The organism is Marinomonas polaris DSM 16579, assembly GCF_900129155.1.
Lineage (GTDB): Bacteria > Pseudomonadota > Gammaproteobacteria > Pseudomonadales > Marinomonadaceae > Marinomonas > Marinomonas polaris.
The window spans coordinates 210,582-224,048 of sequence record NZ_FQVF01000003.1 but is presented as its reverse complement, the minus strand read 5'-3'; the positions used below and the strand labels follow the sequence as shown (position 1 = coordinate 224,048).

At 42.1% G+C, this 13,467-nt stretch carries 10 protein-coding genes; 7 read left to right on the top strand and 3 right to left on the bottom strand.

The features are described 5' to 3' along the window. Nucleotides 1–8 precede the first annotated feature (8 nt). From paaZ to BUA59_RS03080, 5 genes are all read left to right on the top strand, one after another. Entirely contained in the window at nucleotides 9–2,078 is a 2,070-nt protein-coding gene (paaZ, locus tag BUA59_RS03100; protein ID WP_072838260.1) for a phenylacetic acid degradation bifunctional protein PaaZ, read from the top strand. An 85-nt stretch (nucleotides 2,079–2,163) separates the two neighbouring features. After that, nucleotides 2,164–2,697, top strand: coding sequence for a TRAP transporter small permease (locus BUA59_RS03095; RefSeq protein WP_072838259.1), 534 nt, complete (start codon nucleotides 2,164–2,166; stop codon nucleotides 2,695–2,697). Between the two features lies 1 nt (nucleotide 2,698). Beyond that, complete coding sequence (locus BUA59_RS03090; RefSeq protein ID WP_072838258.1) at nucleotides 2,699–4,027, top strand: TRAP transporter large permease; 1,329 nt, start codon at nucleotides 2,699–2,701, stop codon at nucleotides 4,025–4,027. Nucleotides 4,028–4,172: 145 nt separating this feature from the next. Beyond that, nucleotides 4,173–5,201, top strand: coding sequence for a TRAP transporter substrate-binding protein (locus BUA59_RS03085; protein WP_072838257.1), 1,029 nt, complete (start codon nucleotides 4,173–4,175; stop codon nucleotides 5,199–5,201). A gap of 104 nt (nucleotides 5,202–5,305) precedes the next feature. Next, nucleotides 5,306–6,136 (top strand): helix-turn-helix domain-containing protein, encoded by an 831-nt coding sequence (locus tag BUA59_RS03080; RefSeq protein WP_072838256.1) that lies wholly within the window; start codon nucleotides 5,306–5,308, stop codon nucleotides 6,134–6,136. Between the two features lie 293 nt (nucleotides 6,137–6,429). Here BUA59_RS03080 and BUA59_RS03075 read toward each other — a convergent pair whose 3' ends face one another. Further along, nucleotides 6,430–8,706, bottom strand: a complete 2,277-nt coding sequence (locus BUA59_RS03075; RefSeq protein WP_072838255.1) for a copper amine oxidase — start codon at nucleotides 8,704–8,706, stop codon at nucleotides 6,430–6,432. A gap of 148 nt (nucleotides 8,707–8,854) precedes the next feature. Beyond that, on the bottom strand, nucleotides 8,855–9,625 hold the full coding sequence (locus BUA59_RS03070) for a class II aldolase/adducin family protein (protein WP_072838254.1): 771 nt from the start codon (nucleotides 9,623–9,625) through the stop codon (nucleotides 8,855–8,857). Nucleotides 9,626–9,736: 111 nt separating this feature from the next. Here BUA59_RS03070 and BUA59_RS03065 point away from each other — a divergent pair, with 111 nt between their 5' ends. After that, a complete protein-coding gene (locus BUA59_RS03065) occupies nucleotides 9,737–10,687 on the top strand; it encodes a LysR family transcriptional regulator (RefSeq protein WP_072838253.1) in 951 nt (316 codons plus the stop codon). A 6-nt stretch (nucleotides 10,688–10,693) separates the two neighbouring features. On the opposite strand, the gene BUA59_RS03060 is transcribed toward BUA59_RS03065, so the two are convergent. Continuing rightward, a complete protein-coding gene (locus BUA59_RS03060) occupies nucleotides 10,694–11,110 on the bottom strand; it encodes a VF530 family protein (protein ID WP_072838252.1) in 417 nt (138 codons plus the stop codon). 227 nt (nucleotides 11,111–11,337) lie between these two features. On the opposite strand from BUA59_RS03060, the gene BUA59_RS03055 reads away from it, so the two are divergent. Next, nucleotides 11,338–12,882: a bifunctional ADP-dependent NAD(P)H-hydrate dehydratase/NAD(P)H-hydrate epimerase gene (locus BUA59_RS03055; RefSeq protein ID WP_072838251.1), complete on the top strand. Its 1,545-nt coding sequence runs from the start codon at nucleotides 11,338–11,340 to the stop codon at nucleotides 12,880–12,882. Nucleotides 12,883–13,467: the final 585 nt, after the last annotated feature.

Below are 13,467 nucleotides of genomic sequence, written 5' to 3'. Positions count from 1 at the left end.
AGAACACTATGAGCCAAAGCCATACTTTAAAAAGCCCAGTTCTACAAAGCTTTATTGCTGGGGAGTGGTTAGGTAATCAAGCTGGACAAGCGTTAGCTAGCCCTGTCAACGGTGAAACGATTTATCACACACACGCTGAAACCATTGATTTTGGCCGTTCACTGAAATTTGCCCGCACCAAAGGTCGTGCTTCTTTAATGGCAATGGACTTTCAAAGTCGCGCGTCTTGTTTACGCGACTTAGGCAAACATTTACTCGAATATAAAGAGTCGTTATACGCCATTTCTCTGTTGACTGGAGCGACTCGCAATGACAGTTGGGTAGACATAGAAGGTGGTGCAGGTACTTTATTTGCGTACGCGAGCGTAGGCCGACGTGAGTTGCCATCCGGCAACCTGATTCACGAAGATGATGCCTTTCCTTTGGGTCGTGATGGGCAGTTTTTCGGTACGCATATTTTGGTGCCTCGCCAAGGTGTTGCCGTACATATCAATGCGTTTAACTTCCCAATTTGGGGCATGTTAGAAAAATTCGCAGCTAACTTTTTGGCGGGCATGCCGTGTATTGTTAAGCCTGCGACGTCTACCTCTTATTTGACTGAGGCTTGTGTGCGTTTGATGCAAGAGTCTGGTTTGTTGCCAGAAGGCAGTTTGCAGTTAATCATTGGACGTACTGGCGACTTATTAGATCGTTTGGATGGTCAAGATGTGGTGACTTTTACGGGTTCTGCGAGCACTGCCGCCAAATTAAAAGTCACACCGAATATCATCAATAACTCTATTCCTTTTAATGCTGAAGCCGATTCATTGAACTGTGCCATCTTAGCGCCCGACGTATCAGTAGATAGCCCAGAATTTGATCTTTTCATTAAAGAAGTCGCACGTGAAATGACTGTGAAAGCAGGGCAGAAATGTACTGCGATTCGTCGTGTATTGATTCCTGAAAATCAAGTCCAGGCGGTTTCAGAGCGCCTAACCGCACGTCTTGCCAAAGTGTCTATCGGCGATCCGCATTTAGATACCGTTCGCATGGGTGCATTGGCCTCTTTTGAGCAAAAAGCAGACGTCTTGGCGCAGCTTGAAGAGTTATTAAAAAGCAGTCAGGTTGTTTATGGTCATGAAGACAGTTTTGAGCTTTTAGGTAAAGGCTCAGAAAAAGGTGCTTTTGTGCAACCTACCTTGCTGCTGAGTAATGATCCTGATGCAGAAGGCGGAGCGCATGACATAGAAGCGTTCGGTCCAATCAGCACCTTAATGCCTTATAAAAATATCGACCATGCTATTGCGCTTGCAGCTCGTGGTAAGGGATCTTTGGTAACAACTTTAGTGACTCAAGACCCTGAGATTGCAAGAAAAGTGGTGCCCGCTTTAGCCGCATGGCACGGCCGAGTACATATCTTGAACGAAGCATCCTCAAAAGAATCTACCGGACATGGCTCTCCGCTGCCAATGTTAAAGCATGGTGGTCCAGGACGCGCTGGTGGTGGTGAAGAATTAGGCGGTATACGTGGTGTTAAACACTACATGCAACGTGCTGCTATTCAGGGTTCTCCAACGATGTTGTCTGCGGTCACCGGAGAATATGTTCGTGGTGGCGAAACCTATGAAAGTGATGTGCATCCATTCCGTCGTTATTTCGAAGATCTTCGCATTGGCGAGTCTTTGCTTACTCATCGACGTACTGTTACGGAAACCGACATAGTGAACTTTGGTTGTTTGTCCGGTGATCATTTCTATATGCACTTCGACGATATAGCCGCACGCGATTCTCAGTTCGAGCAGCGTATTGCCCATGGTTATTTTGTTTTATCGGCTGCCGCGGGTTTATTTGTTTCTCCTGGAGAAGGTCCGGTATTGGCAAATTATGGCTTGGATACCTTGCGCTTTATCACTCCAGTTCCAATTGGCGACACCATTCGAGCGCGTTTAACCTGCAAACGCAAAATTGACCAAGGTAAGTTAAGTCCGAAAGGCGAACCTCAAGGTGTGGTGGTTTGGGATGTTCAAGTCACTAACCAGCATGATGAATTAGTTGCCAGTTACGACATTTTAACTTTAGTTAAAAAGCAATTTGATTGATTATTACAAGGGGGAGTTATTCTCCCTTTTTCAAGTCTTGCGCATTTTACCTAGTTTAAAACAATAAAAGAATTTAGGAGTTGTTATGTCGATAAGAGACTGGATTGATAAAAATTACCCAGAACCAAACCTCTATCGCTGGGTTGGTTTGGTATTAGAAGGGATTTCTGCAACGGTTTTGTTTTTGTTGATGGCACTTACTTGTGTGGATGTGGTGGGCCGCTATCTGTTTAATAATTCTATTAATGGTGCCTTTGAACTGACTCAAATGGGCTTGGCTATTATGGTTTTTGCTCAAATGCCGTTGATTACATGGCGTGGTAGTCATGTGGTTGTGGATTTGCTAGATCATATTTTAGGCAGTCGTATCGTTAAAGTGCTTGGCATCTTTTCAGTATTTATTATCTCTTCTTCGTTTTATTTCTTAGCCATTCGTATTTATGAACTGGCTGAGCGCTCTCTGCGTCGTGGAGAAGTTAGCGAGTATTTAAAAATACCAACTGGATATTTAACCGAATATATCGCCATTATGAGCTGGATCACGGCAGCTTGTATGTTGACTTACGGTGCGTATCGCGTACTGAAAGGCAATAACGAATCACAGCAGTTTGGAGAGTAGCATGTCAGTTGTATTAATCGGCTTTGCCGTTCTGTTGTTTTTAATTCTGATCATTCGTATGCCGATCGCTTTTGCAATGGGAGTGGTTGGCTTTTTAGGTTTTGCTATTTTGCAGGGTCTAAGTTTTGATAATGTACTGTCTTTTCGTTGGACTTCAGCGCTGACACTGGCGTCCAGTCGGGTGATAGGAACAGTACAAGACTACAATTTATCAGTGATTCCCTTGTTCATTCTAATGGGGAATTTAGTAACTCGTTCTGGTTTATCTCAGGAATTATATAACGCCTCTTATGCTTTTTTAGGGCATCGAAAAGGTGGACTAGCTATGTCGACAGTCTTAGCTTGTGGTGGCTTTTCGGCTATTTGTGGTTCTAGTTTGGCCACTTCTGCAACCATGGCAAAAGTGGCTATGCCACCAATGCGTAAGTTTGGTTATGCGGATAGTCTGGCAACGGCATCTATCGCCGCAGGTGGAACACTGGGCATCTTGATTCCTCCTAGCGTTATCCTGGTTATTTATGGCTTGCTAACACAAACCAGTATTCGTGAGTTATTTGCGGCTGGCTTTATTCCTGGCATGTTGGGCATTTTTCTTTATATGTGTGCTGTTCGTTACGTTGTATGGCGAAACCCTAAGGCGGGCCCTGCTGGGGAGCGAATGGGTTTTAAAGAACGAATGGTTGCTCTAAAGAGTATTTGGGGCGTTTTATTGCTTTTCACTATTGTGATGGGCGGTATTTATTTAGGTGTATTTACACCGACTGAAGCGGCTGGTATTGGTGCAGGTGGAGCACTAATTATTGGTTTGGCTCGGCATAGTCTGAGCTTTGGAGGAATCGTTGAGACCTTAGTGGATACAGCGCGAACGTCTGCCATGTTGTTTTGTGTTGTGATCGGGGCGTTTATCTTTTCGGACTTTATTACCCGAGCTGGTTTGCCTGACGCCTTATTGAGTTTTGTCACGGCCTTGGAATTAAGTCCTATGCTGGTGATTATGGTTATCCTCGCCATTTATATCATTCTTGGAATGGTGTTCGAAAGTCTTTCCATGTTGCTACTGACAGTGCCGGTTTTTTATCCTCTTGTGTCTAGCTTGGGCTTCGACCTTGTTTGGTTTGGCATTGTTGTTGTCGTCGTGACGGAGATTAGCTTAATAACCCCGCCGGTCGGGATGAATGTCTTTGTATTAAGTGCGGTATTAAAAGATGTAAAAGCGGGCACTATTTTTAAAGGTGTTACACCGTTTTGGTGTGTGGATATTATTCGACTTTTGATCATTGTGTTTATCGTTCCAGTATCGATGTTTTTGCCTAATTTTTTATATGACTAATGATTTTTAAAATGTGTTTTATTGATGGTTAGGGTGTTTTTGACTTTACATAATTATGAGGTTTTTACTGATTTTATATAAAGTCATTGTTATGAGAGAGCTAATTTTTTATCAATGTAAATCATAAACTATAGGAATAATAAATATGATTAGTGTTAAAAAAAATCTACTTTGGGCAGTTTGCGGTACATCAATTTTAGCATCCGGACTGGCTTCAGCTGCAGAGACGACTTTACATGTTGCTACTTGGTTACCGCCAACGAGTTCGCAAAACTCAATTGTTTGGCCAACTTGGAAGCAGTGGGTTGAAAAGGCGACTGAGGGCCGTGTTGAAGTGGTTATCGAAAACTATACTGGTGATCCTAAAACGATTTTCGATGCCGTAGAAGATGGTGTATATGATGTAGGTTTTAGTGTTAACGCTTATTTGCCAGGTCGATTTAAGTTAGCCAGTGTGGCTGAAATCCCAGGTGAAATAACCGATGCAGAAGTTGGTTCTGTGGCGTTGTGGCATACCTATGAAAAATTCTTCAAAGCAGACCAAGAATTCAGAGGTCTTGAATTGCTTGCCTTGTTTGTACATGGTCCAGGTCAGTTGAATACCAACTTTCCAGTCAAATCGTTAGACGATTTGAAAGGTAAAAAAATGCGTATTGGTGGTGGTTTGGTGAATACTCTTGCTGAACGTTTAGAAGTGACACCCGTTTCTGCTCCTGCACCTAAATCTTATGAAATGATGCAGCAAGGTGTGGTAGATGGCACATTTTTACCGGCTTCGCAGCAAAAGACCTTGCGATTAAATGAAGTGACGACTGACCTTATTTTGTTCCCTAAAGGGCTTTATACCACCGCATTTAGTATTGTGATGAACCCTGATACGCTAGACAGTCTTAGCAAAAAAGACCAAGACGCTATCATGAGTGTATCAGGTGAAAAGCTTTCAAGACTCGCTGGCGCAGCTTGGGGTAAAGAAGATCAAGACGGTATCTTGGAGGCAAAAGCGAACGGTGTGAACGTGGTCTATCTTTCTAAAGATGATGCTATCGTAAAAGATATGGACAAATTAGAAGAGGGAATAGATCAAGCGTGGATTGACTCTGTATCTGATCGTAAAGTGGATGCAAAAGCAGCGCTTGCTTACTTTAGAAAAAATGTAAGCGAATTAAGTCAGTAACACCTAGATGTTTTGCGGATGATATCAAAAAGCCATTATCAAAATTGATAATGGCTTTTCATTCAACATTAGAAAGGAGTCTACTATTAAAAAAAGAGGTTTATATGAAAGCCCACCATTCGATTCCTGCTCAATATTGTTTTGCACTAGACTTTAATAATTATAATGAACGTATTGTTCATTACTCCAATATTTCAGTTCTTTACTATCAATTTAGCACTTCTGTTTTTAACGAAACTATTGTTATTGCAGATGGTTGTGCTGATTTTCAGTTTTGTTGTGATGATGGGTGCCAATCTGCTATCCTTTGGGGATCTGTCATTACACCAACGACTATTAATTATCAGCAAGAAAAAATGTACTGTGGCATTCGTATTTCAACTTCTGTTAGCCGAAGATTATCTTTTATACCTTATGCTGAAATAATAAATCTTGGTATTCCATTGGGCGCGGTTATTAAAGACGATTCATGTTTATTAGATGATTTAACGTTGGCTGTTAGCTTTTCTTCTCGCATTAAAATTTTAGAAAACTGGCTGAAAGAATCTGGTGCGCTAGATGGCTACAAAGTAGATTTGATTGATTATTGTATAGATAAAATTATAAACAGCCACGGAACAAAGAGAATTACAGATATTTCAAATGATATAGGGATAAGTGAGCGATTGCTTAGAAAGAAGTTTAATAAAAGTATTGGTATGTCGCCAAAGCAATATAGTCGCATTGTTCGCTTTCAAAATATTATTAGTGATGTTTTATATGGTGAAAGTTTTCAAAAAAATAATCACACAGATTTTATGGGTTTTTCATACTATGATGATTCTCATTTAATTAAAGATTTTAAATTTTTTACTCAGATGACGCCAAGTTTTTTTTTGGAGAAAATGCTTGATATTAATATTACTAGAAACGATGCTTCTGACCTTATTAAGTAGTTATTTATTAGTAGGGTATTGGCTGAGTATCAAACAGCCAATACCTTTCCTAGTGACTCATCAAGAAAAGATCGCTAGATAATAATGATTCTTTTTTACTAACCCCAGCTCTTTACCTAGATGACTTAATACATCCTACTTAAACGTTAGTTTGAATGGTGAGTTTATATAATTCTACACTCCATTAGCTTTGTGATTTCAGCTGTCACTTTTTTAACATTGCTCAAATATCAAGAAGGAAAAGGCGAACAAGCTGTTAAATCGCTCTTATTCGCCCCTACTTTGATATATTTCTATTTTTCCATTGTTTCTGCTGGCAGATTAAGTGTTGGTGTTTGATCAAAGAAGTTCCATGGTTTGAGCATGGCGTGCACGTACTCAGTTGGCATTATTGGCCACTCTTCTGCACGAGCTATGTGTGTCGCCCCTGTTGTTATCCATAATACGTTATCTTTATTTTCAATAGACTCATTGTCTTCAATGAACACCTTCAGACCGGTATCTGTTTTAGCACGGTTAGGGTAAGTACCTTCTGGGAAACGTTCTTCAGGTTTGTAATTGGTGACCCAAATTTGCTTATCCATAAAGTTTACGCGTTTGAATATCCATTCATCCTTGCTAAAGAGAGCACCTTTGGCGATAGGATGAGTTCCCCCAGCAAATGGAATGATTTGGTAGGAAACAGGGTTGCCCATACGGTTTTCTTTGTTTGCATTGCTCATCAAGCGAATAGTGGATGGATCGAACTTTTGAGACGCTTCTTGCTCGTCTTTCACGGTATGCTGATTCACGACCATAACGCTTTTACGTGGACCTCCAGAAGTATTTTTTTCAACCGCAGGGTTAAGCTCTACCAAGGAGTTTTTCTCACCGTCAACATCTAGATCTAAACGGAAGTTATAGATGTGCTGGTGCGTAGTGCCCACAATATTGTGATCAATCAGAGTGCCGTAACGAGTGTCATCTTTAGCGGTAGCATCGTGCATGGTTTTGGTTTTCACACCTTTCACGGCTTCAATACCCGATGCACCAACGTCTAGTTTGATCGTACCATTTGCTAGCAATACCCAATCAAACATGTAGTCGTAGTTGCCGATGGTACTTACCCAGCGAACCACAAGCTCTCTGCGCGCACGGCTTTGATTTCCTGCTCCGCTTCCTAGCATTTCATTATGTTTGTATTCTGGGCCAGCATAGCGCTCGAATATCGCGATGGCATTAGGGATCGTATAAGGTGCACCGCTGTTATCAGCTAAGGTTGCTGGTAATAATTTGGCATTAGGTGGAACGTCAGTACCCAACTCAAGAGGAGAAGTAAGTCCTCCCATACCGTAATCGCCTGAATCTAGGTACGCTTTAAAATACCAACCAATATCAGGGTCACCGTAGGGGACAATCATTCCGCCAAGGGAGCCTTCGTACATGATTTTACGTTTGGTGCCTTGGTCGTTGTACGTCATCGTAGAGAGAACAGGGCCAACACGTGGATCAAGTTTTAGGTGGAAATCCCAGTTTTGCCAATGGATAGTGTTGCCAGAAATTTTGTAATTAGTACCTTTAGGTTCTGAAATGGCAATTGGTTTTACGGATGCCTTATTTTTATGATCTCGTCCATCATAAGGGTTTGGCTTCATTGGAACAGGTATGACGCCGCTGTCTTCAATTTTTTCAATGGATTTGGTTTCGAGGTTAACAACAGCAACTAGGCCTTCAATAGGATGGGCCCAAAAATTGCCATCACCAATGTCTAAATAAGAAACTATTTTTAATAGGCGATCGTCTTCTTTTAGCCCATCTTCCCCATCAAAAAAGCCGACGGTTAACGGTGTTGCAACGACTTCCTTAACATTACTGATACCTCGTTTTTTAAGTGCATCAGCATACTCTTTACTGCCTTCAACAATTTCTTGGGCAGCGACAAAGTCGTCCAAGATCACCATTCCGTGAACATCTTTGATTGGCTGCCAGCGAGTGACAATTTTTGTTTCTAAATTGATGGTGCCTTCAATGACTTGTTTACCATCTAAAATCGTAAAGTTCGCCAGACGCTGAAAGTCTTCCTTCTGTCCAAATGACCACGCCCACACTTTGCTTTTTTCAGGCTCTGCTAATTTTATTTCAGTAAAGCGTAGATTGCTGCGGAAGTATTTAGAAGCTTGGACGGTTTGCTGAGTTAAGGTGATTTCTGCTTGAGATAAGGGATCCAAAGGGTGTTTGGCATCACTGATAGAAATAGTTTGAGGAACATATTCTTCAAAGAGATCATTAGCAAATCCACTCTCTACTAAAAGATTACCATGCTCAAGTTTGATAGGAGCATCAAGGTGGATTTTTTTGCCATTTACTTCGGCTTCCATTGCACCAACTTTAATACAGGCATGCACTTTTTCTAATGCAATATGCACTTCTTTTGCTGTTTTGTCGTAGAAAAAAGAGGCGCCAGAACTTTTGAGAGAGTCCTCTATTTTTATATAGTTGGGGGATCCTCCATGGGCCATTACAGTATTACTAGTAATGAGAGAAAGAGCCGCAACTGCGGCGGCTACGATAGTATTTTTCTTATTATTCATCGATTGCTCCAGTGTGTTTTTACAAGATTTGTAACCCCCTTCATTCAAAGAGAATTATGTAAATGAGTATTGTAAAAAACGGAACGCTATCGATATTTATTAAATTTACTGGCACATCAAATAATAAGACTAGTTGTGGGAATGGTATTTACTGTTTATAGGAAGGATCCTGTTTTTCAATAATACGTTTCATCGCGGCAAATACATCTTCACCAGCGCCGTATTTGGGGTCTAATGGTAGAGAGTCCGCAGTGCATTTTTTGCAGATTTCTTCAGGGATTTCTCTTACTTTCCCCATCGACATGGTCGCCATTTGTACTTCGCAAGCTCGATTGACTAACCACATTAGAGCAAACGCTTGAGCTAATGTTGCGCCCATGACGACAGGGCCGTGGTTTCTTAGCATTAAAATAGGTTTGCCATCTGCACTGTCAAGAATGCGCTGGCCTTCATCCATGTGTAGTGTTATGCCTTCGAAGTCATGGTAAGCCACTTTGTTGTAAATTTGCGCCGAGTAGAAATTGCTGTAAGAAATCCCTTCTTCTAAACAGCAAACAGCTAAAGTAGGCGTAGTATGGACGTGCATAACGCAATGTGCGCCTTCTACTTTGTCATGAATAGCGCTGTGAAAGGTAAAGCCAGCAGGGTTAATCGGCCAATCCGAATGACCAACGATATTGCCTTTTAGGTCGACTTTAACCAAATTGGAAGCGGTGACCTCGCTGTAATGTAAACCAAAAGGGTTAATCAAATAGTGTGCATCTTCGCCAGGTACGCGCAATGAGATATGGTTATAAATGGATTCATCCCATTTTAGGTAGGCAAAGATTCGATACATGGCGGCTAGGTCAAGTCTAGCTTGCCATTCTGCATCACTAAATCGACTAGGTTTTTCAAAATATCGCTTTGTTGAAGACATGACTTCTCTCTTTGTGTTGTTATTTTGTTGATAGGCTAAATAAAAAACTGGCTATAAAAAACAAAAATAAATATGGTATAGCTCAATACTTTTTATGTATCCATAATAATTATGAATAGTAAGCAGCTCACCTTTTTCCTAAAAACAGCCGAGCTTAATAGCATCGCAGCAGCGGCAAGAGCATTAGATGTTGCCCAACCTAGTATTAGTTTGCAGCTTGAAAACTTAGAGCATGAACTTGGTACTAATTTATTTGATCGTAGCTTTCGTGGTGTGGTGTTGACGCAGAGTGGGCAGATTTTTCTCGCCCATGCAGAATCGATTATGCGTCAAATGGAACAAGCAAAATGCGATGTGCATCAGTTTGAACATGAACCCTCGGGTGTTTTATCAATTGGAATGACGCAGCCAATTGGCAATATTATTTCGGTGCCATTATTGGCACTGGTCGAGCAACGTTATCCTAAAATCACGTTAGATCTTCATGCTGGGCTGTCTTACAACTTATCCAATCAACTGCAATCAGGGGAAATAGATATAGCTATTTCATCGCCTGATGGGTCAGATATGAGTCAAATACGTCAAATAAAGCTGTTTCGAGAAAAGCTGTTTCTTGCAGTTGGTTGTGATTCCAAAGTGGCATCATATAAAAAACTGAGTGGAGCAAAAACGATTACATTTTCAGAGCTGGCCCACCATGAAGTGATTGTCACAGGCCCTCGTGATTCGCTTGGATATGTTTTGAGTCAATATGAGGAGAAAACGGGTATTAGGTTGCCTCATAAAGCTGCGTTTGGTCAATTAATGACGACACTGCGCTATGTGGTGGATGGACATGGAGTATTGCTATCGCCCACATCCGCTTTTTATCATTTACAGCAGGCGAATCAGATACAGGCAATAGAAATTGTGGAGCCGACGTTATGGCGAGATGTTTGTGTGTCAACTGCTGCAGATCGCCCACAAACGGCTTTATTAAACGCGGTAATTCCTCTTATAAAGGAAGTCACAAAAGCCGAGTGGGAGTCAGGACGCTGGCAAGGAGAGCTACTAGCCAGCTGATGTTTATTAAAATCTATCAGGCTTGCCGTTGCCATATCTTTTTGTCTTGCCATGTTCAGCAGCTTTCTGCGCCTGCTTCTCTCGTACGCGTTCGGCGTCTTCCATACTTAATTCTGCAGGTTCTCGTGGTGTCTGGCCTTCTGGAATAATCCGCTTTCTAGGTGGCAATTCAAATTGCTCAGATGACACTCGTGGCAGGTTTTTAAATTTATAAAGGTAGAAAATTTCAACTTTTTCCCGTGCCCACTCGGTTTTCTTGAGGAATTTAACACTGGATTCAATGCTCGGGTTAGTCTTGAAGCAGTTGATGTTTAGATAGGCGTAAAGAATCTCAAAACCATAGTGATCAACTATCTGGGTGAGCAATTCTTGTAACCCCAGACCGTGTAGAGGATTGTTTGTGTAGTTGATCTCGTCGTTCATAAAAGTGTCCGGTAATAAGTCGAAAAGTTTAAAAGGTTAAGAATGTGCCATCATACCTGTGACGGCTTAGACAATATAGTAAAGCCTAGTTTCAGCTGCTGTTCAAATGCGCTATATATTATAATTTTGATGAGCCTTGCTGATGGGTTTAGAGTAAACGAGATCTCATGAGGTAGCGGTTAACATCGGCTGATATCATGTGTTCAGTTATTAATAGGTGGAAGTCAATGGCTCACATGCATAAGCAATATCCTCAATTACTTTTAACAGCAAGCGAAATGGGTATGGCGGATAAATCCGCTGTGGTGGCTGGTGTACCTGTTATGGATCTGATGGCCGCAGCTGGAAAAGCGGTAGCCGATGCTGTGCTGGAGCGCTGGTCTACATGTTCGGTATTAGTGCTTTGTGGGCCGGGAAATAATGGCGGCGATGGATTTGTTGTCGCCAAGCTTTTGCAAGCTGCTGGCTGGTCTGTGCGGTTAGCATTTATGGGTTCGGTAGAAAAATTATCACCAGAAGCTGCGTGTTTTTTTCATGCTTGGCAAGGTGAAGTTGAAGAGTATTCTGTCGATCTACTAGAGCAAACCGATTTGGTCATCGACGCCATGTTTGGTGCGGGTTTGACTCGTTCTTTAGAAGGCAAAGCTCGCGACATGGTCGATGCCCTGATTGAGCGCGAGATACCAATTTGTGCGGTAGATGTCCCCAGCGGTATTGATGGCACTACAGGTGCTGTACTTGGTAAGGTTGCTCCAGCAGAGTTAACTGTGACTTTCTTTCGTAAAAAGCCCGGTCATTTATTGTTTCCCGGTCGAGGTTTATGCGGTGAACTCGTTGTTGCTGATATAGGTATTCCTGTCACTGTGCTGGACGAGCTAAATCTTCAAACATGGGAAAATAGTCCAGAGCTTTGGTATCGAGATTATCCTTGGCCGCGATTGGATGGACACAAGTTTCATCGCGGCCATGCGTTGGTGTTTGGTGGTGAAAACATCACAGGTGCGAGTCGTTTAACCGCTCGTAGCGCCATGCGAATCGGCGCTGGTTTAGTCACGCTAGCAGCACCGATTAAAGCGTGGGCTGTGTATGCCACAGCATTAACTGGTGTGATGGTGGCTAAGTTAGAGCAGAGCCAAGAAGCGGAGGATTTTGAAGAGTTGTTATTAGACACGCGTCATAACGCCATTGCGGTGGGGCCGGGCGCTGGTTTAGCAGGCTTCGAAAGTATTCGGACACGCAAAATTGTTCTTGCTGCACTTATTACCGGTCGTGCGACTGTGTTGGATGCCGATGCACTCAGTGCTTTTGCCAATGACCCACAAACGCTTTTTGATGCCATTAATGGCCCTTGTGTAATGACGCCCCATGAAGGGGAGTTTGCTCGGTTATTTCCTAAGATTAATAAAAGCCCTGAAATTAATAACAACCTTGCAGACGACAAATTAACGCGTGCTCGACTTGCCGCCAAACAAAGTGGTGCGGTCGTGGTATTAAAAGGTGCGGATACCGTGATCGCCTCTCCTGATGGCCGAGCGATTATCAATTCAAACGCGCCTGCGGATCTTGCTACGGGTGGTTCAGGGGACGTATTGGCTGGGTTTATTTTGGGGCTGCTTGCTCAAGGCATGTCGCCATTTGATGCCGCTGCTGCAGCTGTTTGGATGCATGGCGAAGTGGGAAATGAAGTTGGAGCAGGGCTTATTGCCGAAGATTTGCCTGAGCATTTGCCTAAGGTGTTAGCCGTTTTTAAAAGGCAGTATTTAAGTCCCTAAGGTAAGGCAATACCCCCTTTCTCTTATATTTTCTAAAAGTAAGTGCCAATGGATCTAAAGCCTTAACGGATGAGTAGCGCTAGATTGCAAGATCTTGCTGGAAGTCAGTCACTGGTTTTCATTTCACTTAGTCAGTTTAGAGAATGAATTTAATCTCAATTACCTCCCTCCTTATATTGCAGTAAAATCAATCGTTTGTGTTTCTATGTCCAGTTATCGTGGCGTAAAAAAATAGGGAAATACACGGCTGACGTTAGATTGATCCTTGGAACTTCGAATAAACAATCGATTCAAACTCGGTTCATCGAGGCGGGTATTGTGATAGAGCATTGAGCTCCTATTCCGAGTCATCAAATGTCAGTTTTAGTCTATACAAATACATCAGAGCTGCTGGGTAAAAGTCAAAAAACTAACATTTACCAATTAATAAAATAGGCTACATTCAAAAAATATAAATAAAACGTAAAGAAATGATGAAAATTTACAGAAAATTACAGTAAATGGTAATAAAGTGGTAAGTAATGGCAAAAAAATAAGGAACTATCCTGGGTGGCTGAGATTGTCCAGGGTAGTCGAAAACATTAC

Coding starts and splice junctions, on each gene's coding strand:
- BUA59_RS03090 (WP_072838258.1), top strand. CDS start 2,699: ATGTCAGTTGTATTAATCGGCTTTGCCGTTCTGTTGTTTTTAATTCTG.
- BUA59_RS03055 (WP_072838251.1), top strand. CDS start 11,338: ATGGCTCACATGCATAAGCAATATCCTCAATTACTTTTAACAGCAAGC.
- BUA59_RS03095 (WP_072838259.1), top strand. CDS start 2,164: ATGTCGATAAGAGACTGGATTGATAAAAATTACCCAGAACCAAACCTC.
- BUA59_RS03075 (WP_072838255.1), bottom strand. CDS start 8,706: ATGAATAATAAGAAAAATACTATCGTAGCCGCCGCAGTTGCGGCTCTT.
- BUA59_RS03070 (WP_072838254.1), bottom strand. CDS start 9,625: ATGTCTTCAACAAAGCGATATTTTGAAAAACCTAGTCGATTTAGTGAT.
- BUA59_RS03085 (WP_072838257.1), top strand. CDS start 4,173: ATGATTAGTGTTAAAAAAAATCTACTTTGGGCAGTTTGCGGTACATCA.
- BUA59_RS03080 (WP_072838256.1), top strand. CDS start 5,306: ATGAAAGCCCACCATTCGATTCCTGCTCAATATTGTTTTGCACTAGAC.
- BUA59_RS03065 (WP_072838253.1), top strand. CDS start 9,737: ATGAATAGTAAGCAGCTCACCTTTTTCCTAAAAACAGCCGAGCTTAAT.
- paaZ (WP_072838260.1), top strand. CDS start 9: ATGAGCCAAAGCCATACTTTAAAAAGCCCAGTTCTACAAAGCTTTATT.
- BUA59_RS03060 (WP_072838252.1), bottom strand. CDS start 11,110: ATGAACGACGAGATCAACTACACAAACAATCCTCTACACGGTCTGGGG.